The 23,247-nt window shown below is 72.3% G+C and carries 16 protein-coding genes; 11 read left to right on the top strand and 5 right to left on the bottom strand.

Annotation, left to right across the window (positions count from 1 at the left end):
- Positions 1-7 precede the first annotated feature (7 nt).
- A complete protein-coding gene (locus ACIBKY_RS09785) occupies positions 8-2,539 on the top strand; it encodes a carbohydrate-binding protein (RefSeq protein WP_397095925.1) in 2,532 nt (843 codons plus the stop codon).
- Positions 2,540-2,550: 11 nt separating this feature from the next.
- Positions 2,551-4,668 carry a CBM35 domain-containing protein gene (locus ACIBKY_RS09780; RefSeq protein ID WP_397095924.1) on the top strand — a complete coding sequence of 706 codons (2,118 nt, stop codon included), beginning with the start codon at positions 2,551-2,553 and terminating at the stop codon, positions 4,666-4,668.
- On the opposite strand, the gene ACIBKY_RS09775 is transcribed toward ACIBKY_RS09780, so the two are convergent.
- Together ACIBKY_RS09775 and ACIBKY_RS09770 are read right to left on the bottom strand one after the other, a co-directional pair.
- A complete protein-coding gene (locus ACIBKY_RS09775; protein WP_397095922.1) occupies positions 4,655-5,878 on the bottom strand; it encodes a Cmx/CmrA family chloramphenicol efflux MFS transporter in 1,224 nt (407 codons plus the stop codon). The genes ACIBKY_RS09780 and ACIBKY_RS09775 overlap by 14 nt on opposite strands.
- Positions 5,879-6,031: 153 nt before the next feature.
- Positions 6,032-6,592, bottom strand: coding sequence for an ArsR/SmtB family transcription factor (locus tag ACIBKY_RS09770; RefSeq protein ID WP_397095920.1), 561 nt, complete (start codon positions 6,590-6,592; stop codon positions 6,032-6,034).
- 115 nt (positions 6,593-6,707) lie between these two features.
- Between ACIBKY_RS09770 and ACIBKY_RS09765 the strand changes: the two genes are divergently transcribed.
- The 3 genes from ACIBKY_RS09765 (at position 6,708) to ACIBKY_RS09755 (ending at position 11,418) form a co-directional block, all read left to right on the top strand.
- The gene (locus ACIBKY_RS09765; RefSeq protein WP_397095919.1) at positions 6,708-9,077 is read left to right on the top strand and encodes a M20/M25/M40 family metallo-hydrolase; all 2,370 of its coding nucleotides are present in this window, start codon (positions 6,708-6,710) and stop codon (positions 9,075-9,077) included.
- A 15-nt stretch (positions 9,078-9,092) separates the two neighbouring features.
- Complete coding sequence (locus ACIBKY_RS09760; RefSeq protein WP_397095918.1) at positions 9,093-10,157, top strand: FAD-dependent oxidoreductase; 1,065 nt, start codon at positions 9,093-9,095, stop codon at positions 10,155-10,157.
- A 103-nt stretch (positions 10,158-10,260) separates the two neighbouring features.
- Positions 10,261-11,418, top strand: a complete 1,158-nt coding sequence (locus ACIBKY_RS09755; protein ID WP_397095916.1) for an alginate lyase family protein — start codon at positions 10,261-10,263, stop codon at positions 11,416-11,418.
- Here ACIBKY_RS09755 and ACIBKY_RS09750 read toward each other — a convergent pair.
- Positions 11,415-12,059: a DUF4396 domain-containing protein gene (locus tag ACIBKY_RS09750; protein WP_397095914.1), complete on the bottom strand. Its 645-nt coding sequence runs from the start codon at positions 12,057-12,059 to the stop codon at positions 11,415-11,417. The two genes, ACIBKY_RS09755 and ACIBKY_RS09750, sit on opposite strands and share 4 nt — an antisense overlap.
- A gap of 151 nt (positions 12,060-12,210) precedes the next feature.
- Here ACIBKY_RS09750 and ACIBKY_RS09745 point away from each other — a divergent pair, with 151 nt between their 5' ends.
- The 6 genes from ACIBKY_RS09745 (at position 12,211) to ACIBKY_RS09720 (ending at position 18,498) form a co-directional block, all read left to right on the top strand.
- Complete coding sequence (locus ACIBKY_RS09745; RefSeq protein ID WP_397095912.1) at positions 12,211-12,516, top strand: hypothetical protein; 306 nt, start codon at positions 12,211-12,213, stop codon at positions 12,514-12,516.
- A 46-nt stretch (positions 12,517-12,562) separates the two neighbouring features.
- Positions 12,563-13,603 (top strand): PLP-dependent cysteine synthase family protein, encoded by a 1,041-nt coding sequence (locus tag ACIBKY_RS09740; protein ID WP_397095910.1) that lies wholly within the window; start codon positions 12,563-12,565, stop codon positions 13,601-13,603.
- Positions 13,603-14,784 carry an MFS transporter gene (locus ACIBKY_RS09735; protein WP_397096865.1) on the top strand — a complete coding sequence of 394 codons (1,182 nt, stop codon included), beginning with the start codon at positions 13,603-13,605 and terminating at the stop codon, positions 14,782-14,784. The genes ACIBKY_RS09740 and ACIBKY_RS09735 overlap by 1 nt, the downstream gene beginning before the upstream one ends.
- Positions 14,785-14,823: 39 nt before the next feature.
- A complete protein-coding gene (locus tag ACIBKY_RS09730) occupies positions 14,824-16,452 on the top strand; it encodes a protein kinase (protein WP_397095908.1) in 1,629 nt (542 codons plus the stop codon).
- Between the two features lie 113 nt (positions 16,453-16,565).
- Positions 16,566-17,564 carry a coiled-coil domain-containing protein gene (locus ACIBKY_RS09725; protein ID WP_397095906.1) on the top strand — a complete coding sequence of 333 codons (999 nt, stop codon included), beginning with the start codon at positions 16,566-16,568 and terminating at the stop codon, positions 17,562-17,564.
- 28 nt (positions 17,565-17,592) lie between these two features.
- A complete protein-coding gene (locus tag ACIBKY_RS09720; RefSeq protein WP_397095904.1) occupies positions 17,593-18,498 on the top strand; it encodes a pirin family protein in 906 nt (301 codons plus the stop codon).
- 6 nt (positions 18,499-18,504) lie between these two features.
- Here ACIBKY_RS09720 and ACIBKY_RS09715 read toward each other — a convergent pair whose 3' ends face one another.
- Positions 18,505-19,401 carry a CHRD domain-containing protein gene (locus tag ACIBKY_RS09715; RefSeq protein ID WP_397095903.1) on the bottom strand — a complete coding sequence of 299 codons (897 nt, stop codon included), beginning with the start codon at positions 19,399-19,401 and terminating at the stop codon, positions 18,505-18,507.
- Positions 19,402-19,498: 97 nt separating this feature from the next.
- Entirely contained in the window at positions 19,499-23,170 is a 3,672-nt protein-coding gene (locus tag ACIBKY_RS09710; protein WP_397095901.1) for an ATP-binding protein, read from the bottom strand.
- Positions 23,171-23,247: the final 77 nt, after the last annotated feature.

Here is a 23,247-nt window from a genome sequence, read left to right as displayed (position 1 = left end):
AGCGCGCATGTCCCGAGCCCCACGTGCGGCCTTACTGGCCGTCCTCACGCTCATCCTCGGCATGCTGACCGCCGTACCGGCGCGGGCCGAGCTTCAGCACCCGCGCCAGGCGTTCCTGCGTTCCTCCGTCGGAGGGTTGTTCCTGCACTGGGGCATGCGCACCTCGCCCCAGCACACGAGCTGCAGTGCTTGGGAGTCGGCCGTCACCGGCGGCGGCTGGAACCCGGGCTACTGGGTCCGGGAGGCCAAGAAGCTGCACACGCAGTACATCGTGCTGGCGACCTTCCATTCGCGGCTGGGGTACGCCCGGCCGTACCCGAGTGCCGTGCCGGGCTCCTGCCGTACCGGCAGAGACCTGCTCGGGGAGCTCATCGACGCCGCCGACGCGCAGGGCGTGAAGGTCATCCACTACATGACCGACGACCCGCAGTGGTGGAACGAGGGGCTCGGCTCCGGCCAGTCGTGGCTGAACTCCGCGGCATACTCCGCCTACAAGGGCCGCACCGTGGACCTGCACACGCGCGACGGCTTCGGCGAGTTCAGCTACGACCTGTTCGTCGAGCAGCTCACCCGCTACCCGAAGCTGGCCGGGTTCTGGATCGACAACGACAACGCCTACTGGGAGCGCAACGGCCTCTACGAGCGCATCCGGCGCGAGCGGCCCGACATGACGCTGTCGAACAACAACGAAGACACGCCGATCATGGACATGATCAGCAACGAGCAGAAGACCGGCATGACGCCGAACTACGACTATCCGCAGGCGGTCTACACGGCGGCGCCGCGCCTCATCGAGGCCGACTTCAAGCTGCCGACCAGCGGCCCGTGGTGGTACGGCGGCTCCGACCAGGCCGTCGACCACAAGCTGACGCTCGGCCGCCTGATCACCAACGCCGGATCGTCGGTCAAGGCGCTCATGGCCGAGACACCGATGAAGGCCGGGCGCATGCCACCGGCCCAGGAGAGCTTCAACAACTTCGCCAACACCTACCTGGCGAACATCTGGGAGTCGTTGTCCGGCACCGAGGGCGGCGGCTACATGTACGGCGGGCTCGACCCGGGCTTCTGGAACAACGGCGCGCACGGCGTGACCACCATCAGCAGGACCAACCCGGACCTGCACTACATCCACGTGATCAACCGGCCGTCGGGCGGCACGCTGTCGCTGCGCGACAACGGGTACAGGATCGGCTCGGTGGTGAACCTGCGCACCGGCGCGCCGGTGAACTTCACGCAGGCCAACGGGACGCTCACGCTGACCGGCGTCTCGGCCTGGGACCCGTACGACACGGTGTTCAAGGTCGTCTCCACGGGCCGGGAGGGCATCCACACCGGTGTCACCCTGTCGGCCTCCGCCTCGGCGAGCGGTCATCCGGCCGCCCACGCGGGCGACGGCGACTACCTGACGTACTGGGACGCCACCTCGGCGGGCACGGTGTCGCTCCGCTTCGACCTGGGTGCGCGGCGTCCGGTCCGCTACATCGGGATCAACCAGCGCGAGGACTCCACGACGTACCCCGCCGCGAACTCCGCGCGGATCAACGGCTACCGCGTCTACGTCAGCGACGACGGCAGCAACTGGGGCAGCCCGGTCAAGACCGGCAACCTGCCCAACCACCGCGGCGTCCAGTTCATCGACATCCCGCCCACGACCGCCCGGCACGTACGCCTGGAGAAGACCGGCGGCCACGGCATCGCCCGGCTGCGCGTGGACGAGGCGTGGATCGGCGGCGCCTACCCCGGCGGCGGCGTCGAACCGCCGGAGAACCGTTACGAGGCGGAGAACGCGAGCATCTCGCAGGGCGCGGTGGAGAACAACCACGCCGGATACTCCGGCACCGGTTTCGTCAACGGCGACAACCTCGCGGGCCCCTACGTGGAGTGGACGGTCAGCGCCGCGCGGGCCGGGAACGCCACGCTGACGTTCGGCTTCGCCAACGGCACCACGGCGGGCCGCCCGATGGACATCACGGTCAACGGCGCCCAGGCCGCCGACGAGTTAACCTTCGACCCGACCGGCGCGTGGACGAACTGGACGCAACGCACACTCACCGTGCCGCTGAACGCCGGGTCCAACACGATCAGGGCGACCGCCACCACCGCGGGCGGCGGGCCGAACCTGGACTACCTCGACGTCGAGGCCGCGGGCGGACCCTCACCCACCGACCACCAGGCGGAGGACGCGGTGATCTCGCAGGGCGTGGTGGAGTCCAACCACGCGGGCTTCACCGGCACCGGGTTCGTCAACTACGACAACCTGGTGGGCTCCTTCGTGGAGTTCACCGTGAACGCGGCGAGCGCGGGCCCGGCGACGCTCACGCTGCGCTTCGCCAACGGCACCACGGCGGGCCGCCCGATGGACATCGCGGTCAACGGCACGCAGACCGCCGGCGAGCTGGCCTTCGACCCGACCGGCGCCTGGACGACCTGGGCGACGCGGACGCTCACCGTCCAGCTGAACGCGGGCGCCAACACGATCAGGGCCACCGCCACCACCGCCGGCGGCGGGCCGAACCTCGACCGGATCAGCCTCGGCTGAAGGAGAACGCGTTGAATCTGAGAAAACCGCGCGCGGCCGCCGTGGCCGTGCTGCTGGCCGCCACCGGCCTGGCGATCTCCCCCTCGCCGCCCGCGGGCGCCTCCGACAACGGGCAGTCGATCCGGCCCGCGATGGGCTGGAGCAGCTGGAGCTTCGTACGCCGCTGGCCGGACGAGGCCAAGATGAAGGCCCAGACCGACGCCATGGTCAGCAGCGGCCTGCCGGCCAAGGGCTACGTCTACATCAACCTCGACGACTTCTACCAGAAGTGCGACGCCAACGGCTTCCTGGTCGACGGCTTCGGCCGCTGGCAGGTGGACGCCGCCAAGTTCCCCTCCGGGATCAAGGCGCTGGCCGACTACGTGCACTCCAAGGGGCTGAAGTTCGGCTTCTACGTCACGCCGGGCATCGCCAAGAACGCCGTCACCCGCAACACCCCCGTCGAGGGTACGAGCTACCGCGCCGCCGACATCGCCGACACCGGCGCGAGCATGCACAAGAACTACAACTGCAAGAACATGTACCGGCTGAAGTGGTCGCACCCGGGTTCGCAGGCGTTCATCAACTCCTGGGCCAACCAGATGGCCTCGTGGGGCGTGGACTACCTCAAGATCGACGGTGTGGACGCCACGACGATCGCCGACGTCGAGGGCTGGGACAAGGCGCTGCGGCAGACCGGCAGGCCGATCAACTTCGCCCTGTCCAACAACCTGCCCATCGCCCAGGCCACCACCTGGAAGCGGCTGGCCAACAGCTGGCGTACGCAGGGTGACGTCGAGTGCTACTGCGGCCCCGGCCCGAACGGCTCCGGCTACCCGCTCACCACCTGGGCCAAGATCACCAGTCGCTTCGCCTCCGCCGCCGCGTGGCAGCAGTACGCCGCGCCCGGCGGCTGGAACGACCTCGACTCCCTGCAGATCGGCAACGGCGACCAGATGGGCATCAACGCCGACCAGCGGCGTTCCCACCTGACGCTGTGGGCGATGGCCGCCTCGCCGCTGCTGCTGGGCAGCGACCTGACCGCGCTCACCTCGGCCGACCTGGCCATGCTCACCAACGAGCGGCTCATCGCGGTCAACCAGGACGGCGTCGCGGCCGATCGCATTGTGAACAGCGGCGTCAACCAGGTGTGGCGTAAACGGGAGTCGAACGGCGACTACATCGTGGCCCTGTTCAACACCGGAACCTCGGGCAACTCAACGGTGAGCGTGAACTGGTCGCAGGTCGGCTTCTCCGGTGCCGCCGAGGTGACGAACCTGTGGTCGGGCGGCGCGGAGGGCACCGTCTCCTCCTCCTACAGCGCCACCCTGCGCCCCGGCGAGGCCCGCCTGATCAGGGCCAGGCCCACCTCCGGAACCGTCGCCCGCCTGGAAGCCGAGCAGGCCGTGATCACGCAGGGTCTCGTGGAGTCCAACCACGCCGGATACTCCGGCACCGGATTCGTCAACTTCGACAACGTCACCGGCAGCGGCATCGAGTTCACCGCCAACGCCGCCGGCGCCGGCACCGCGACGCTCACCCTGCGTTTCGCCAACGGCACCGCCGTCAGCCGCCCGATGAGCATCTCCGTGAACGGCGGCGCCCCTGTCACCCGCGACTTCCCCGGCACCGGCGCCTGGTCCACGTGGGTGAACGCGCCGATCACCGCCGAGCTCAACGCCGGGGCCAACTCGATCAAGCTGGTCGCCACCACGGCGAACGGCGGCCCGAACATCGACTACCTGGACGTGCCGGCCCCGCCGGCGCCCAGCTCGGAGTATCAGGCGGAGAGCGCGGCCATCTCGCAAGGGGTGGTCGAGTCCAACCACGCCGGCTTCACCGGCACCGGGTTCGTCAACCTCGACAACCTCGCCGGCTCCTACGTGGAGTTCACCGTGAGCGCCGCGGCCGCCGGGCCGCGGCCGCTCACGATCCGCTTCGCCAACGGGACCACCGCCGGGAGGCCGATGGACGTCCTCGTCAACGGCGTGCTCGCCGCCGACGAGAAGCCCTTCGACCCCACCGGCGCGTGGACCACCTGGGCGGAGACGACGGTGACCGCCGGCCTTCAGGCGGGGGCCAACACCGTCCGCCTGCTGTCCACCACGGCCGGCGGAGGGCCGAACCTGGACCGGATCACACTCGGCTGACCGGCGCGTGGGCGCTGCGCCGATCCAGCAGGACCGCCCACGCCAGCACGGCCAGCGCGGGCACCATCAGGCCCGCGCTGACCCACAGCGGGGCGCGGAAACCGAACCCGGCGTCGAGGGCCAGCCCGCCGAGCCCGGGACCGGCGGCGGCCCCCACGTTGAACGCGGCCGTGGCGAACGCCCCCGCCAGGGTGGGCGCCCCGGCCGCGAGCTGGTAGGCGCGCGAGGTCAGGGCCGGTGCCAGCCCGAAGGCCAGCAGCCCCTGCGCGAACACCAGCGTGACCAGCACCACCTGGTCGCCGCCGGCCAGGGCGAGCACCGCCCATCCGGCGGTCAGCGCGGTCATGCCGAAGCCGAGGACGCGCATGGGGTAGGCGTCGCCCAGCCGCCCGCCGAGCGTGATGCCCAGGAAGGCCCCCGCGCCGAACAGCACCAGCATGCCCGGCACCCATCCCTCGCCGAGCCCGGCCACCTCGGTGACCATGGGCGCGAGGAAGGTGAAGGCGCAGAAGGTGGCGCCCTGGATGAGCGCGTTCAGCAGGTAGGTGACCATGACCCGCCGATCGGCCAGCGCCCGCAGCTCGGTGCGCACACCGGTCCGCGCCTCGCCACCGCCGGCGGCACCTCCCGCCGCGGAAGGCCCCGTGGACCCGGTACGGCCGGCCGTACCGGAGGGCAGGGCGCGCAGGATGGCCACCGCGGACAGGGCCGACAGGACGGCGACGGCCCAGAATGCCGAGCGCCACCCCCACGCCTGCCCGAGCAGCGCGCCCGCCGGGACCCCGGCGACGCAGGCGACGGTCACGCCGCCCACCACGATGGCCAGGGCCCGCGCCCTGGCCCGGACCGGCACCATGGCGACCGCCGCGGCGGCGGCCACGGCCCAGAACCCGGCGTTGGCCAGCGCCGAGACGACCCGGGCCGCGAGCAGGACGGCGTAGTCGGGGGTGAGGGCCGACACCACGTGGGCGGCTGCGAAGACGGACAGGAACAGCACCAGCGAGCGCCGCCGCGGCCAGTGCAGGGTGGCGGCGGCCAGGATGGGCGCGCCGACCACCATTCCGATGGCGAAGGCCGAGGTCAGCAGACCGGCCTGGGACAGGGACACGCCGAGGTCGGCGGAGATGTCGGGCAGCAGCCCGGAGAGCATGAACTCCGAGGTGCCCTGGGCGAAGACGGCGAGGCCGAGGATGAAGACCGCCACAGGCATGGCAGTGAGACTCCCGAGTGAGAGACGGACAGGACCTTGACGGCGGTCCCGGTCATGCCATCCGCGCATGCCGCGCGGGCATGCGGAGGCCGACCACCGGAGCGCCGGTGGTCAGCGTCTGTCGGACTCGGGGCTGGACATAGACAGGGGACCCTAGTCGGCGATGTCCGGGAACGCAAGGAAACGGGTGTGGACGCGGCGGGCCTCGGGGGAGTGTTCGGCGCTGTCGCCGTAGCGCATGACCAGCGCCACGTACTCCTCGAAGAACTCCGCGAGCTGCGTCAACGTGACCGTGATCGTGCCGCGGGAGAAGGGGAAGGCGTCACCCCAGCCACCCGGCTCCGACGTGGCAAGAGCGTGGCGGAACGCGGCGATGTCCTCACTATAGGCGCGGGCCTGGAGCTCGTCCATGACCGCGCGGGTCTGCTCGTCCTGCTCGCTGCGCAGGGGGAAGCGAACGTCGGCGCGCACGTGGCGCCACCAGCGCTCGCGTCCGCGCGCCTTCTCCGGCACCTCCTCGACGAAGCCGTGCTTGGCCAGCTCGCGCAGGTGGTAGCTGGTGGCGCCGGTGTTGAGGTCGAGGTCGCGGGCCAGGTCGGCGGAGGTGGCGGGACCGTGGGCGCTGAGGTGGTCCAGGATGCGCTGGCGGCGGGGGTGGGCGAGCGTCCGCAGCGCTTCGAGGTCGGTCAGCGTACGTACCTCATGATCGGCCATGGGCGTCAACCTACCGGATTTCTGTGCATTGTTTCCCGTCCTCATCTGCGTTTTCGTGCTGCCCTGTGCACAATCCAGCTTGCACAATCTGTTGTGCACAAGCCATTGTGTACCCATGCACACGCTAGAGAGAACCGGCGTCGCGCCGGTCCGCGCACCCCGGCGCACGCTCGCCGGAGCCGTCGCCTTACTGGCCGTCGTGGCCGTGGCCTGCGCCGCCTGGCTGTTCGAACGCCCGCCCGCGGTGGCGGGCGCCGGCGCCCCGGCCGGGGAGTTCAGCGCCGCCCGCGCCTGGCCGCACCTGGAGAAGATCGCCACCGGTGGTCCCACGCCGATCGGCTCGCCGGGCGGCGACCGCATCCGCGACTACCTGCTCGCCCGGCTGACCGCGCTCGGCCTGAAGCCCGAGGTCCAGACCGGAGTGGGGGCCCGCTCGTTCGGCTCGGAGATCACCTCCGGCCTGGCCGAGAACGTCGTGGCCGTCGTCCCCGGCAGCGCCTCCACCGGCAGGGTCGTGCTCGCCGCCCACTACGACTCCACCACCACGACCCCCGGCACCAGCGACGACAAGGCCTCCGTCGCCGCCATCCTGGAGATCGTCCGCGCGCTCAAGTCCTCCGGCCGGCAGCCGCGCAACGACCTGGTCATCCTGCTCAGCGACGGCGAGGAGCCCGGCCTCATCGGCGCCGAGGCCTTCGCCGCCCACCACCCGCTCGCCAAGGACGGCGGCGTGGTCGTCAACCTGGAGGGGCCCGGCAACGGCGCGCCCTCCGCCGTCTACAACGTCACCCCCGGCGGCACCGGCCTCGTGGGCGCCCTGTCCTCGATGCCGCACCCGGTGGGGGAGTCCGCCCTCATCGGCATCTACCGGCAGACCGGCTTCCACTCCGACCTGACCACGCTGGAGGAACACGGCTTCATCGGCGTCGACCTCGGCACCGCCGGCGGGCGCGCCTATTACCACCACCCGCGCGACACGGTCGGGAACTTCGACCCCGCCGTCCTGCAGATGCACGGCGACAACGGCCTCGCCCTGACCCGCGCCGCGCTGGCCGCCGATCTGCCCGCCCAGCGCGTGGCCGGCGACGCCGCCTTCTTCTCCGCCTTCGGCGTCGTCTTCGCCTACCCCGGCGGGTTCGTCGCGCCGCTCGCGGCGCTGGGAGTCCTGGCCGTGCTCGGCCTCGCCGTCCTGGCCCGGGTACGGCGGGCCGCCACCCTGCCCCAGATGGGCCTGGCCACGCTGGCCGGAGTGGTGCCCGTCGCCCTGGCCTACCTCCTGGGCGACCGCGTGTGGCAGCTGCTGACCATGATCCAGCCCGGGTACGCGGGGATGGTGTTCGGCGAGCCGTACCGGCCGGACCTGTACCGGCTGGCGCTCATCGCGATGGCCGTGGCCCTGGTCTGGGGCTGGTACGCGCTGCTGCGGCGACGGCTCGGCACGGTGGCGCTCACCGTGGGCTCGCTGGCCTGGCTGGCGGTCGCGGGCGCCGCGCTCGCCGGCGTGATGCCCGGCATGTCCTACTACGGCGCCATCCCCGCGCTGGCCGGCGGGCTCGCCGGGATCGCCGCGCTCCTGCTGGAGCCGGCCCGGCCGCACGCCGCCCTGGCCGTGCGGGCGGTGGCCGCCGCCGTGGGCGTCGTGCTGCTGACCGTCGGGGCGCGCACGTTCGCGGCCTTCGGCCTCGCGCTGGCCGCGGTGGCGGTGGTCCTGCTCGTGCTGGCCGCCTACTCCGCGCTGCCGCTGCTGGCGGAGGTCACGCCCGGCACACGTGGCCCGCGGGGGCGGCTACGTGTGGCGCTCGGCCCGCTGACCGCCACGGCGCTGGTGTTCGTGCTGATCGGGGGAGGGCTGATCCACGACCGCTTCGACGAGCGGTACCCGCGATCCGCCCACCTGGCCTACGTGCTCGACACCGCCACCGGCACCGCGAGCTGGATCACCGCCGACGACCGTCCGCACCCCTGGGCCGCCGGCCTCACCCCCCGGCCGCCCGGGGACTGGAAGCTGCCTTTGCCGAACGGCATGCGCCCCGCCCACGCGGGCAGGGCCGAGGCGGCCAACCTGCCCGCGCCCGAGGTGAGCGTGCTGAGCCGGCGGCAGGAGGGCGCCGACACCGTCACCCGGGTCCGCGTCCGCTCCCAGCGCTCGGCCTACCAGCTCAACCTGTACGCCGACCGGCCCGCCGGCGGAGGCGTCATCCAGGTGGCCGGGCGGCCCGGCGTGCCGTTCCCCGAGCCGGAGAGCGCGCCGCGTCCGGGGGCGGCCTGGCCGTTCGAGGCGCAGTTCTTCGCGCCGCCCGGCGACGGGGTGGAGTTCGAGCTGCGGACCAGGGGCGCGCCCCGGCTCGTGGCCAGCGACGTCACCATCGGCCTCGACGGCCTGACCGGCTACCGGCCCAGGCCCGCCGACGTGGACCTGAGCTCCTCGACCGGTGGCCTGCCCACCGACTCCGTCACCGTCGTGGGAAGGATCCAGACCCCGTGACGGTTGCCAGAGATCGTGAACATCACTGACGTCGTGGTCATCGGTGCCGGGCAGGCGGGCCTGTCCGGCGCCTACTTCCTGCGCCGCTTCGGCCTGGACACCGTGGTGCTCGACGCGGAGGACGGGCCGGGCGGCGCGTGGCGGCACCGATCACCGTCGCTGACCATGGACAAGATCCACAGCATCTTCGACCTGCCGGGCGTCCGGCAGGAGGAACACCAGGACGGCGCCGCCCCCGCCCGCGAGGTGGTGCCCGCCTACTACGGCGCCTACGAGGCGGCGATCGGCCTGGACGTGCGCCGCCCCGTCCGCGTCACCGCGGTCGGGCGGGGGGCCGGCGACGACCGCCTGGTGGTGACCACCTCCCGCGGCGACTGGGCCGCGCGGGCCGTGGTGAACGCCACCGGCACCTGGACCCGCCCCCACTGGCCCTACTACCCGGGCGGCGACGTCTTCCTGGGCCGCCAGATCCACTACGCCGGCTACCGGGGCCCGCAGGAGTTCGCCGGGCGGCGGGTGGCCGTCGTCGGCGGCGGCGCCTCGGCCATGCACGTGCTGGCGGAACTGGCCGGCGTCGCCGCGGGCACGCTCTGGATGACCAGGCGCGAGCCGGTCTGGCGCGACGACGCGTTCGGTGAGGCCGCCAGGCGCGACGCGGTCGCCCTGGTCGAGGAGCGGGTGCGCGCCGGGCTGCCGCCGCAGAGCGTGGTCGGCGTCACCGGGCTCAGCTCCACCCCGGTGATCAGGGCGGCGCGCGAGAAGGGCGTCCTGAACCGGCTGCCGATGTTCGCGCGCATCACTCCCGACGGGCTCACCTGGCCGGACGGGCGGCACGAGCGGGTGGACGCCATCGTGTGGGCCACCGGTTTCCGCTCCGCCCTCGACCACCTGGCCCCGCTGAGGCTGCGCGAGCCCGGAGGCGGCATCAAGGTCGAGGGCACCCGGGTGGTCAAGGAGCCGCGCCTGCAGCTCGTCGGCTACGGGCCCTCGGCCAGCACCATCGGGGCCAACCGGGCCGGCAGGACCGCCGCGGGCAACGTCCGGCGCCTCCTGGCGGCGCGCACGCTTCTTTCCGCCTAGATTCCCGCGCCGGTTCCCCCCGGGGCGTTGACCGGGCCTCCGACTGCTGGCTTGGATGGAGGTCAGACACCCGATGTCTGCCCGCTGCGGTAAGGAGCCTGTCGTGCGCCCCATCCTCGCTGCCCTTCTGTTAGCCGTCGCACTGGCGGTCCCGGCCCCGCCGGCTTCGGCGGAAAAGGTCGGAGCTGCCTTCCGGCATCCCGGCGTCCTGGTCAGCCGGGCCCAGCTCGACCACGTCAAGGCCAACCTCGGCGCCGAGCCCTGGAAGACGGCGTGGGCGGCGTTGCGCGCCGGCGCGTTCGCCTCACTGTCCTACACGCCGAAGCCACGCGCCAACGTCGAGTGCGGCCCGTCCTCCAACCCCAACAACGGCTGCTCCGACGAGCGCAACGACGCGATGGCCGCCTACGCGCACGCCCTGCAGTGGTACCTGACCGGCGACGACCGCCACGCCAAGAAGGCCGTCCAGATCATGGACGCCTGGTCGGCCGTGATCACCGAGCACACCGGCCACAACGCCCGCCTGCAGACCGGCTGGGCCGGGGCGTCGTTCTCCCGGGCCGCCGAGCTCATCAAGCACACCTACACCGGCTGGGCCAACGCCGGCCGCTTCGCCACCAAGCTGCGCACCGTCTACCTGCCGATCGTCATCGCGGGCAGCCCCAACACCAACGGCAACTGGGAACTGATCATGACGGACGCCGCGATCGGCATCGCCGTCCACCTCGACGACCGCGCCGCCTTCGACCGCGCGGTCACCACCTGGCGCGGCCGCCTGGCCGCCTACGTCTACCTGACCACCGACGGCTCCCTGCCCAAGCAGGCCCCGGGCAGCAGGTACGACACCCGCGACGAGCTCATCGGCTACTGGTACGGCCAGACCACCTTCGTCAACGGCCTGGCCCAGGAGACCTGCCGCGACTTCGGCCACACCGGCTGGGGCATCGCCGCCGCCGTCCACGTGGCCGAGACCGCCCGCCACCAGGGCCTCGACCTGTACGCCGAAGGCAAGGACCGGCTACGCCACGCGATGGGCTTCCACGCCGGCCTGCAACTGGGCGAGCCGGTGCCGTCCTGGCTCTGCGGCGGCTCGGTGAAGCCGGGGCTCGGCCCGACGTTCGAGGTGGGCTTCAACGCCCTGCGCAACCGCATGGGCATCGGCATGGCCCGTACCCAGCGGCTGGTCGAGCAGGGCCGCCCCGCGGGGGTGAGCCACTTCCTCGGCTGGGAGACGCTCACCCACGCGAACAACCCGGCCTAGTGATAGGCGTGGACGACGGCGTGCCCCCTGCCCTTGCCGATCAGCCACTTGTTGACCGGTGTGGTCACCAGGAAGGCGACCACGAAGGCGAAGGCCAGCGCGCCCCAGAAGAGCCCTGAGGCCAGCCCGGCGTCCATGGCGCCGGGCACGATCACCATGACGCCGTTGTCCACGATCTCCATCACGAGGATCGACACCGTGTCGGCGGCCAGCGCCACCTTCAGCGCCTGCTTGAAGGTCAGGCCCGCCTTGAGCACGCCGACCATGGTCAGGGCGTAGCCGAACACGAACGCCAGGCCGACGGCCAGGGCGATGGTGGCCACGTTGCCCCAGCCGAGCGCGGTGCCGATCACCATGCCCAGCACCTCGCCGATGGCGCACCCGGTGAGGCAGTGCAGCGTGGCCAGCGCCGCCATCTTCCAGGTCGTCGCGCCGTGCCCGTGCTCGCCCTGTCCGTGCTCGCCGTGCCCGTGCGCGGCGTGCTCGCCGTGTCCGTGCCCGGTGTGCGCGACGGGCGCGCCGTGTGTGCCGTCCGCGTCATGGGCGCCGTGCGCGCTGTGGCCGCCGTGCTCTCCGTGCGCGGCGTGGTCACCGTGGTCACCGTGGTCGTGGTGGCCCTGGTGTTCCTGGTGCGTGGACATGCTTGAAGCTCCGTTCGTCAAACTCGCGCGGTCACGGTATACCCCCATGGGGTAACGGAGCAAATGTGGCCGCGCTGGCTACTATAGGAAGTAGTAAAAAGTGCCGCGTTGGCGGGGTGGTGGTCACGCAGCGTGATGTAGCGTGCACGCCATGACCTGGAGGCCGCTCGTGGCGCTCATGGTCGTGCTCACCCTTCTGTGCATGGCCGGACCGCACGCGCACGCCGACACCCCGCAGCCCGCCGGGGTGTCCGGCTGCGACACCGGCACGCACCCGCACGAGCACGAGGCCTCCTGCGACGCGCCCGCCGCGCAGCAACCGGCCGTCGACGCGCCCGCGCCCGGTCAGCAGGGCCGCTGCGCCACCCCTCCGGTCGCCGCCACCCCGCCGTCCCCGGCCCAGCCGCCCGTACGGCCCGCCGCCCTGCTCGCCCTCCTGTGCGTGAGCCGGATGTAGAAGCGCCCCCGGCGCGTCCATCCGAACCTCGGCACAGGAGAAACAAGTGGATATTTCAGGACTGGTGGGCAACACCCCGGTGTTGTGGATACCCGAGCTCTGGTCAGGCGGCGAGCGCGGCTTCTGGGCCAAGCTCGAGGGGTACAACCCCGGCGGCATCAAGGACCGCCCCGCCCTGCACATGGTGGCCGAGGCCCGCAGGCGCGGCGCCCTGCGGCCCGGCGCCCCGATCATCGAGTCGACCAGCGGGACGCTCGGCCTCGGGCTGGCGCTGGCCGGAGTGGCGCACGGTCATCCCGTCACGCTCGTGGCCGACCCGGGCATGGAGCCGCTCATGCGCCGCCTGCTGCTCGCCTACGGGGCGCGGCTGGAGATCGTGGCCGAGCCGTACCGGGAAGGCGGCTGGCAGGCCGCGCGGCGCGCCCGCGTGCGCGAGCTCATGGCGGGCGAGCCCGGCGCCTACTGCCCCGACCAGTACGCCAACCCCGACAACGCGGCCGCCTACGCCGGGCTCGCCGCCGAGCTGACCACCCAGCTCGGCCGCGTCGACGTGCTCGTCTGCAGCGTCGGCACCGGCGGGCACAGCGCCGGGATCCACCGCGTGCTGCGCGGCCACAGCCCGGACGTGCGGCTGGTCGGCGTGGACACCGTCGGCTCGACCATCTTCGGCCAGCCCGCCAGGCCGCGCCTGATGCGCGGCCTCGGCAGCAGCATCCATCCCGCCAACGTCGCCTACGACGCCTTCCGCGAGGTGCACTGGGTCGCGCCCGCCGAGGCCGTGTGGGCCTGCCGCCGCCTGGCCGCCGCCCGCTACGCCACCGGCGGGTGGAGCGTCGGCGCGGTCGCGCTGGTCGCCTCGTGGCTGGCCCGGCGCGAGCCGCCGGGCACCCGCATCGCCGCCGTCTTCCCCGACGGTCCCGAGCGCTACTTCGACACCGTGTACGGCGACGCCTACTGCGCCGAGCACGGCCTGCTCGACGGCAAACCCGAGCCGGAACCGGACGAGCTGCCGCACCCGGCGGCGGCAGAAGCCGAGCGCTGGACCCGCTGCGCCGCCGTCACCCGCCCGGCGGGAGCGACGCCGTGATGTCCGGCTACGGCACGCCGATCCGGCTGCTCATGATCAACCAGCTCACCATCAACGTCGGCTTCTACATGCTCATGCCGTACCTGGCCGCCCACCTCACCGGCGACCTGGGCCTGGCGGTGTGGGCGGCGGCGCTGGTGCTCGGCGTGCGCAACCTGTGCCAGCAGGGCCTGTTCCTGCTCGGCGGCAGCCTGGCCGACCGGCTCGGCTACAAGCCGATGATCCTCACCGGCCTGCTCCTGCGCACGGCGGGGTTCGCGATGCTCGGCCTGGTCGAGGCGCTGCCGGCGCTGCTGGCCGCCTCCGCGCTGACGGGCCTGGCCGGGGCGTTCTTCAACCCCGCCGCCCGCGCCTACCTGGCTCAGGAGGCGGGGGAGCGGAAGGTGGAGGCGTTCGCGCTGTTCAACGTGTTCTACCAGACCGGCATCCTGGCCGGGCCGCTCGTCGGGCTGGTGCTCAACGCCGTCGCCTTCCGCCTGACCTGCCTGAGCGCGGCGGCGCTGTTCGCGGTGCTCGCGCTCGCCCAGGCCAGGGCGCTGCCGGCGCGGCGGGGCAGCCGGGCGGACGCGGACGTCTCGATCCTGGCCGACTGGCGCAGCGCGTTCGGCGACCGGGCGTTCCGCCTGTTCGCGCTGGCCATGACCGGTTCGTACGTGCTCGGGTTCCAGGTGTATCTCAGCTTGCCGCTGGCCGTACCGGAGCAGGCGGTGTGGATCTTCGTGGTGTCCGGCGCGATGGCCATGCTCGGCCAGGTGAAGGTGACCGCGTGGGCGGCGGCGCGCTGGACGCCCGGACAGGCGATCACCCGCGGGCTGGCGCTGATGGGCCTGGCCTTCGCGCCGCCCGGACTCATGGCGGCCGGGCTCCCGGGCGGCGTGGCGGTGATGGCCGCCACCGTCCTGCTCACGCTCGGCAGCATGATCGTCTACCCCTTCGAGATGGCCACCGTGGCGCGCTTCGGCGGCGAGCGGATCGGCACCTACTACGGCCTCTACAGCACGGCCTCCGGCATCGGCGTGGCGGCCGGCAACGTGCTGACCGGGGCCGCGCTGGAGGCGGGTCTGGCCTGGTGGGGGCTGGTCGTGGTGGGACTGGGGTGCGCGGCGGGCGTACACCTGCTCTGCCGATCCCGTCACGGCTTCTCGACGGAGCGTGTTGTACCGCCCGCCAATACGGGCTAGTGTCCGGGATACTGGATCTTTTGCCCAGGGGGTTCCGCGATGCAGGTTCCGGGCTACACGGAGATTCGCGAGCTCGGACACGGCGGCACGGGCCAGGTCATGCTGGCCGTGCGGGCGTCGGACGGCTTACCCGTGGCGATCAAGCACCTGTCGCCCGGGCTCCGTGAGGACAAGGAGTTCGTCGCCAGGTTCCGCGACGAGGCCAGGGTGATCGGCGCGCTGGACAGCCCGCACACCGCCCGGTTCTACGAGTACGTCGAGGGCGAGGACGACGCCGCGATCGTCATGGAACTGGTCGACGGCATCACCCTGCGCCGCCTGCTCACCCACGAGGGCGCCACCGGCCCCGAGGCGGCGCTCGCCGTCCTCAAGGGCGCCCTCACCGGCCTGGCCGCCGCCCACGGACTCGGCGTCGCCCACCGCGACTTCAAGCCGGAGAACGTCATCGTCGCCGCCGACGGCGTCAGCAAGCTCGTCGACTTCGGCCTCGCCACCCGCTTCGGCGAGGCCGGCACCTACGTGGGCACGCCGTCGTACATGGCGCCCGAGCAGTGGGAGGACGCCCCCGCCGGGCCCGCCACCGACGTCTACGCCGCCACCGTCGTCTTCTTCGAGTGCCTCACCGGGCACCGCCCGTTCCCCGGCGAGGACGCCGCCGTCCTCGCCTACCAGCACCAGAACGTGCCGCCGCCGCTGGCCAACGTGGACGAGCAGGTCAGAGGGCTGGTCGAGCTCGGCATGGCCAAGGATGCGGCCGAGCGGCCCCCGTCCGCGCAGGCCTTCCTGGCCGAGCTGGAGGAGGTGGCGGGCAGGGCGTACGGGAGCGGGTGGGAGCGGCGCGGCCGCGCCGGGCTCGGGCTGCTGACCGTCCCGCACATCGCGCTCCTGCCGCTGGTGCCGTCGGCGGGGGCCGAGGTGGCGACCGGGTTCGCGCGCAGCGCGCTGTCACCGGTGGCCAAGTTCGCCATCGCCGGCGGGCTGATCACGGCCACGGCCGCCGCCGTGGTCTCCGTCTTCGTCATGTGGGCCGAGGACCCGCCGATCGAGACCGCGCGCGCGTTACCTCCGGTGAGCTCGGCGCCGCCGCTGTCGCCGCCGGCCGCCACACCCTCGCGCACACCCGGCCCCTCCACCGGCATACCCTTCTCGCCGCCGATCACCGACGCGGGCGACCGCGTGGGCACCGCCGTACCGCCGGACGAGGTCACCGCGGCGGGGGAGCCGACGCGGACGCTGGGGCCCACCCACGAGCCCAGCCGTACGGCCGCGCCGAGCCGCACCCCCGGCAGGACCGCCGAGCCCACCCGCAGCCCCGCCCGCGACACCGGACCGACCCACGGCCCCGCGCCCACCAAGGACGCGCCCACCAAGGACACGCCGACCAAAGGCGAGCCCACCAAGGTCACCCCGCCGCCCGCGACGCAGTCCCAGCCCTCGGGCGGCAAGCCCCCGGAGAAGAAACCCGAGCCGCTGCTGTCGGTGTCGCTGAAGGTCTCCCTGGACCTGCCCGTGCTCAAGGGCGGCAACAAGCTGCTCGACGCCGACCTCGACCTCGGCCTGGGCAGCAGCCTGCTGGGCATGGCCGTGCTGCCCGGCTCGGTACTGCTGGGCCGCCACCTCGCCGCGCGGCAGGCCGGCAGGAACCGCCACCGCCGCGATACCGAATGACCTGATTGCACCTCAACGGCCGCTATCCCCTACTATCTTCGATCGGACAGAGGGCGCCCCCGGCCTGCGGTTAAGGAACGGCGACCGCCCGTGGGCTCGGTCGAAGGAGAAGCGTGGCGGCTGCGTCACCCGCTGGCGTGCGGCGCGGGCCGCTGTGGAGAAAACTCGCGGCGCTGACGGCGGTGGTGGCGCTCGCCGTGGCCCCGATACCGGCCTCGGCCAAGCCCAAACCGACGGTGAAGCAGCTCAAGAAGGAGCTGGCCGCCCTCCAGAAGGAGTCGGACAAGCTCATCACCGACTACTACAGCAGCCGCGTCGAGCTGCAGAAGGTCGACAAGACCGAGAAGGCGGCCCGCGAACGCTTCAAGGGCGCCCAGGCCGTCTACGACCGCGAGGCCACCAACCTCCGCCTCATGGGCACCACCCAGTACATCAGCGGCGAGCCCAACCTGGCCAACATGTTCAGCGGCGGCGGCGACCCGGCGTCCCTGCTCAACAGGCTCGCGCTCAACCGCCACGTGGTCGACGTCCAGAACGCCAGGCTGCGGGGCTTCGCTCAGGTACGCGATGAGTTCCAGCGCGCCCAGGAGGAGTCGGCGGCCCAGGAGGAGGAGCTGCGCGCGACCGTCGAGGACCTGGAGTCCCGCAAGAAGAAGGCCGAGAAGCTGATCGAGAAGATGCGCGACAAGATCGAGCAGCTTCACGACGTGCCCGGCTCCCGCCGCGACGGCACCTTCGTCCCGCAGCTGCCCGCCGGTGAGGACAACATCACCCCGCGCATGCGCCTGGTCAAACAGCTCGTCCAGGAGCGCTTCGAGGTGCCGTTCGGCATCGGCTGCTACCGCTCGATCCGCGACGGCGGCGAGCACCCCCTCGGCCGGGCCTGCGACTTCATGCTCAGCCGGGGCGGCGCCATGCCCTCAGCCGCCGAGATCGCCCGCGGCAACGAGATCTGCGCGTGGGTCGTCAAGAACGCCAAGCGCCTCGGCATCATGTACGTGATCTACCGCCAGCGCATCTGGCACGTGCGCACCGGCCAGTGGCGCACCATGACCGACCGGGGCGGCACCACCGCCAACCACTACGACCACCCTCACATCTCGGTCTACTGAGAACAGGGCGTCGCTGTAGCGTCAGGGTGTGAGCAACCTGGAACGCGACCCGCAGGAGGTCGTCTGCGCGGCGGACGGCGCGACGGGGGCGGAGCTGCTGAGCGGGCGCGCGGTCCCGCTGGGCGGGCCGCGCGCGATGAGCGTGACCCGCACCCTTCCCCATGTACGGCGCCGCATGATCGGCGCCTGGTGCTTCGTCGACGCCTACGGCCCCGAGGCGGTGGCGATGCGGGTCCCGCCCCACCCGCACACCGGGCTGCAGACCGTGAGCTGGCTGGTCGAGGGTGAGGTGCTGCACCGCGACAGCCTCGGCAGCCTGCGGGCGGTCCGGCCGGGCCAGCTCAACCTGATGACCGCCGGGCGCGGCATCTCGCACGCGGAGGAGTCCGCGGAGGGCGGCACGCTGCACGGGGTACAGCTGTGGGTGGCGCTGCCCGAGGAGCATCGGCGCGTGGAACCGGCGTTCGAGCACCACGCGGAGCTGCCGGTGCTGGACGGACCGGGCCACCGATCCCGCGTGCTGATGGGCGGGCCGTCCCCGGCCACGGCCTACACGCCGCTGATCGGCGCGGAGGTCTCGGTGGACGGGCGGGCCGAGCTGGCGGTCGAGCCGGGGTTCGAGCATGGGCTGCTGCTGCTCGACGGCGCGGTCGAGCAGCTCCCCGCCGGCCCCCTGCTCTACCTGCCGCCGGGCCGTGAGCGGATCGTGCTGGAGGGGCGCGGGCGGGTGCTGCTGATCGGCGGCGAGCCGTTCGCGGAGGAGATCGTCATGTGGTGGAACTTCGTCGGCCGCTCCCATGACGACATCGCCGCCTACCGCGAGGAATGGATGCGGGGCAGCGGGTTCGGCGTGGTGCGCGGGTTCGACGGGGAACCGCTGCCCGCCCCCGAGCTGCCGGGCATCCGGCTGAAGCCGCGGGGACGGGTGCGCTGACGGGGGCTACCAGCCGCCGCGGTGGAGCTGGCCGCGCACGGCGCCGCCGGGGAACTCCTTGGTGTGCAGGTTCGTGTACCAGTTCCCCGGGTTCCTGTTGATGCCCCGCACCACGCCGGCCTTGGCCCTCGTCGTGCCCGCCACGCCGGTGATCGAGGCGGGCAGGCCCTTGGGGTCACCGAAGAAGTCGGCCACGACCGGGCCGTTCTCGCCCCTGGCGCCGCGGTGGATGTGCCCGTTGGTGGGCGCGCCGATCCTGGCCCACGCGGTGGCGAACGCGACCCGGGTGCCCCGGGCCCACACCAGCCACGCGGCGCGGCCGTCCCGGTCGCCCACCTTCTGGCCGGGGGCGGGCACCTCCTGCGCGCCGGTCGCCACCGAGGTCAGCGTACGGCCGGAGCCGTGGGCGAGCACGGAGTCCAGGGAGACCGGGCGGACGCGCTGGAGCTGGGCGCGCACGGCGCCGCCGCCGAACTCGGCGGTGTGCAGGTTGGCGTACCAGTTCCCGGGCCTTCCGGTGATGCGGCGCAGCAGGCCGAGGTCGTTGACGGTCACCGCGCCCTTGACGGCGGTGAGGTTGCCGGGCAGCGCGGCGCCGAAGAACGGGATCTTCACCTCGCCGTTCCTGCCGGCCCTGCCCTGGTGGATGTGGAACGCGGTCGGGGCGGCCACCCGGTTCCAGCGGATGGCGTAGTCGACCCGGTTGCCGTGGACGCGGAAGACGGCGACGGCGCGCCCGTCGCGGTCGCCGGCCTTCTGGCCCGGCGTGGGAACCTCGTTGGCGCCGGTGAGCGTCGCGGCGAGGAAGACCGGGGTGGTGGTCGCCTGCGCGGGGGCGGTGACCAGGGAGGAGGCGGTCAGGGCGGCGGCCACGGCCAGGCCGGGGACGACGAGCTTCTTCATGATCGGTCCTTTGGCTGAGGGTTCTGCGTGGTGGCGCCCGGTTGTACGGGACGGGCACCGCCCGGGTTCAGCCCAGGGAGTGTGTAAAAAGACGCGTTCAGCGTTTGCGCATCTCGAAGCCCCGCATGTGCTCCGGCCGGAGCTGCTGGGGCACGGCCGTCGCGGGCGGGTCCCACGACGCGGTGCTCCGCAGATACGCGGCGCCACAGCGGGCGGCCAGCCGGAAGAACCACCACTTGAGGTGCTCGTCCACGTCGGCGAAGGTGCAGTGGGTCAGCGCGGCGGCCAGGAGAGACAGCAGGAGCTGGTGTCGCCAGTCGTCGCGGAACCCCAGGGGCACGAGCTTGTCGTGGTAAAGGACGCGGACCAGGGGCGCGACCAGGTTGTCCTTCCCCTTGCCGCGCGCGATCAGATCGAGCAGAGCCTCCCGGGGCTGCGGAACCTGCTTGGCGATGAGCGACAGAAGCAGCTCCGCCGGGTCCCGGGACAACGAGGCGGCCTTCTCGAACGTGGTCAGGTCGATGAGCCGGAACAGATCGGGTTTGAGCTCGCCCGTGTGCGCGCGGGGGACCAGGACGTTTCCGTGGTGGAGGTCACCATGGGAGAAGCCGCGCAGGTGCTGGACATGGTGGCGACCGACGACGGTCCCCGCGACCATGGCCAGGGGGTTGGGCAGCACCTTCGCCGACCGGTCGCCGGAGAACCAGATCCAGCTCCGCTCCGGCTCCAGCAGCCCGCACTCCCGCGCCCAGGTGTGCAGCTTCGCGCCGTCGCAGAACCGCGCGCCCAGTTCGGCGCGCAGGTAGCCCTCCGAATCCAGATCCGCGTGCACCTCGGGTGGGTACGGGTTCCACTCGGACATGACGCCCTTGATGACGCGCTGGAACACCGGGACGAGCTCGTGAGGCGCGGTCAGCTCGGCCATCTGCACCATGTCCGTGAGGCTTCCGCCGGCGGGCTCCTGGAAGTACACATACCCGCCAGTGTCGGTGATGTACGGCGGATGAGGCAGCAGGCCGACAAGGTGCTTGTCCCGGAAACCCGGCACGCTCACCTCCAGCGCGAGCCGGTGACGGGAGTACTCACGGGAGAGCGGACCCGGCGGGCACACCTTCGCGATCACCTTGCGCGGCGGCGTGCTGGTGCCCGGGAGCGGTTTGATCAGCAGCGCCGCGAGATTGCAGTCGGTGTAACCCCGTTTGGTCCAGACCGGGGTGTTCAGCGTGATCTCCAGGCCTTCAGGGTCGCCCCACCCCTTGATCGCGACGGCGACGGGAACACCGAGCTCGGCCGCGATCCCCTGGTCGTAGTCGCGCCCCGCCTGCGGGGAGGCGTCCACCGCCGACTCCGTCGCGAGCTGCCGAAACTCGGCCACCAGCCCGTCCGGGTCGTCGAAAAGCCGCGGGCGGCTGCGCAGGAACGCCTGTTCGGCCGATGACAGGCGGCGGGTGGTGATCCTTCCCTGGGCGTGCACGATGAGGGTCCGCTCGATCAGCACCACGGCGGGACCCGTGTTCCGCAGCACGGTGACCAGCCTGGCGACCGAAGGCGCCCGGGGCGGATCCTCCCGCAGACGGCGGTCCATCTCCTCCAGGCGCTGCTCGGCCGGGACGCCCTCGCCGTCGTCGCGGGGCACCAGGCCGTAGGTGGTGCCGCCGTCGCCCTCCTCGACCAGCAGGGTGAAGCCGAAGGCGCGCGCCACCCGCTCGACCGCGGCCTCGGTAAGCGCGGTGCCCGCCGGGCCGGCGACTCTGATCTTCAGCTCCGTCAGCTCGCCCGCGGGACGCGTCCCCAGCGCCAAGGCGGTCGCCTCCGCAAGGTCCAGCGGCATGCCGGAGTCGAACGCCTTCTGGTAGGCGTTCTCGCCCAGCGCCTCGCGGCACTTCCGCGTGAGCGCCTCGTGGTCGTCGGTGAGCCACGGCGCGCCCAGCATCGGCAGGCCTGCGGCCTTCCAGTTCTCCTCGAGCGCGCCGAGCAGGCGCACCGAGACCGTGGGCTGCCCCAGGGCGGCGTAGATCCCGGCGGCCGTCTCCAGCGCGATCAGCATGCCCAGGATGTCGTGGAACGGGCGTTTGAGCCGCAGCGCCTTCCGGACATCGCCCAATGCCTCCTGGCACCGGCCCATGGCCAGGCGCGCGTCCGCCAAAGCCCAGTACGCGTAGGACCCAACAAACAGCTCTCCCCGTTCCTCGCACGTGAGCAGACACTCCAGCAGGAGCGACTCTGCCTCTTTGAGCGCCCCCTGTTTGGTCAGCACGATCGACTGCTCGACGACGGCGGGCAGCAAGCCGGGGTTGAGCTCCCCGCTCTCGGCGATGAACTCGATGGCCACCTCCAGCAGCTCGCTGGCCTGCTTGAGTTCCCCCTGGAGCAGGGCGGCGGTGCCCTGCATCTTGGACGACAGGATCACCGCCTTCGTGTCCTTGATCTGCCGCGCTTCCTCGCCGCACAGCTCGGCCATCGACATCGCGCCCATGCTGTCGCCCTGGGCGCTGCGCACGTACGACAGCACCCACATGGCCTTGCAGCGCTCCCGGCTCGGCTCGGGGTTGGCGTCCAGCGCGCGTTCCAGATATCTCCGGCCTTCACCGGCGAAACCACAGCACACCCACATGAACCAGAGCGACGACAGCAGTCTCAGTGCCAGCACGGCCTCGTCGGGGGTGTGCAGGGCATGCTCCAGCGCCACCCGGACGTTGTCGTGTTCCTGGCGCATGCGCTCGAACCAGTACATCTGGCGCGGGCCTGACCAGTCCTGATCGCTGCGGGTGGCGAGGCCGAGGTAGTAGAGCAGGTGGCGGTGGCGGATCTGGCGGCTGTCGTCCAGCCGCGTCGCGCCGTACTCGGCGAGCGTGCCGAGCAGCTTGTAGCGGGTGCCCGGATAGTCGGTCCTGATGAGCAGGACAGACTTGTCCACCAGGGCCTCGACCAGGCCGTCGATCTCCTCCCCACACACGAAGCGAGCGGCCTCGAGGTCGAAGTCGCCGGCGAAGACCGAAAGCTGGGCCCAGAGCAGCCGCTCGGCCGGCTCGCACAGGTCGTAGCTGCGGGTCAGGGAGTCATGCAGGCTCCGGCCGTCGGCCGGTCCGGTCAGCAGGGCGAAGCGGTCCTTCAGCCCGGCGGCGACGCCGTTCACCGTCATGCTCGTCAGCCGCAGCGCGGCGAGCTCGATCGCCAGCGGGATGCCGTCCAGGCGGGCGCACAGCTCGGCCACCGAGGTGACGGTGAGCTCGTCCAGCTCGAAGCCGGGCTGCACGGAGCGGGCCCGGGCCGCGAACAACCGCACGGCCTCGTTGTCCGCGCCCGCCGTCTCCATCGGCGCCAGCGCGACCACCCGCTCATCCGGTAGGCCCAGCGGCACCCGGCTGGTGACCAGCACGTGCAGCCCCGGAGCCGCCCCCAGCAGTTCCCCAGCCACCTGGGCGCAGACCGGCGCGACCCGCTCGCAGCCGTCGAGCACGAGCAGCCCGCGCCGCCCGCCCGCCCATTCGGACAGCGAACCGGTATTCAGCGCCGCCTCGATCATGGGCCTCACCAGGCACGGGTCCGTCACCGCAGACACGTCGGCGAACCAGACGCCGTCCTGGTGGCGGCCGTGCCTCTCGTGGGCCAGACGCAGCGCCGTGCGGGTCTTGCCGACGCCGCCGAGGCCCGTCAACGTGACCAGCCGCGCCTCGGTCAGGTGCCGTCTGACAGTGGCGAGCACGCCGAGCCGTCCGATGAAGCCGGAGTCCTCATCAGGCAGGTTTCCCGCACATCCGAAGGTCATCGCTCTCCCGCAGTGTGAAGGGGACCAGCCTATGAGCCGGGGTTTGCCCGGGGAGAGCTGATCGTGAATCCCGGATA

Source organism: Nonomuraea sp. NPDC050394 (genome assembly GCF_044459065.1).
Taxonomy (GTDB): domain Bacteria; phylum Actinomycetota; class Actinomycetes; order Streptosporangiales; family Streptosporangiaceae; genus Nonomuraea.
Note: the sequence above shows the minus strand (reverse complement) of the source record. Positions and strands in the feature narration are given on the sequence as shown.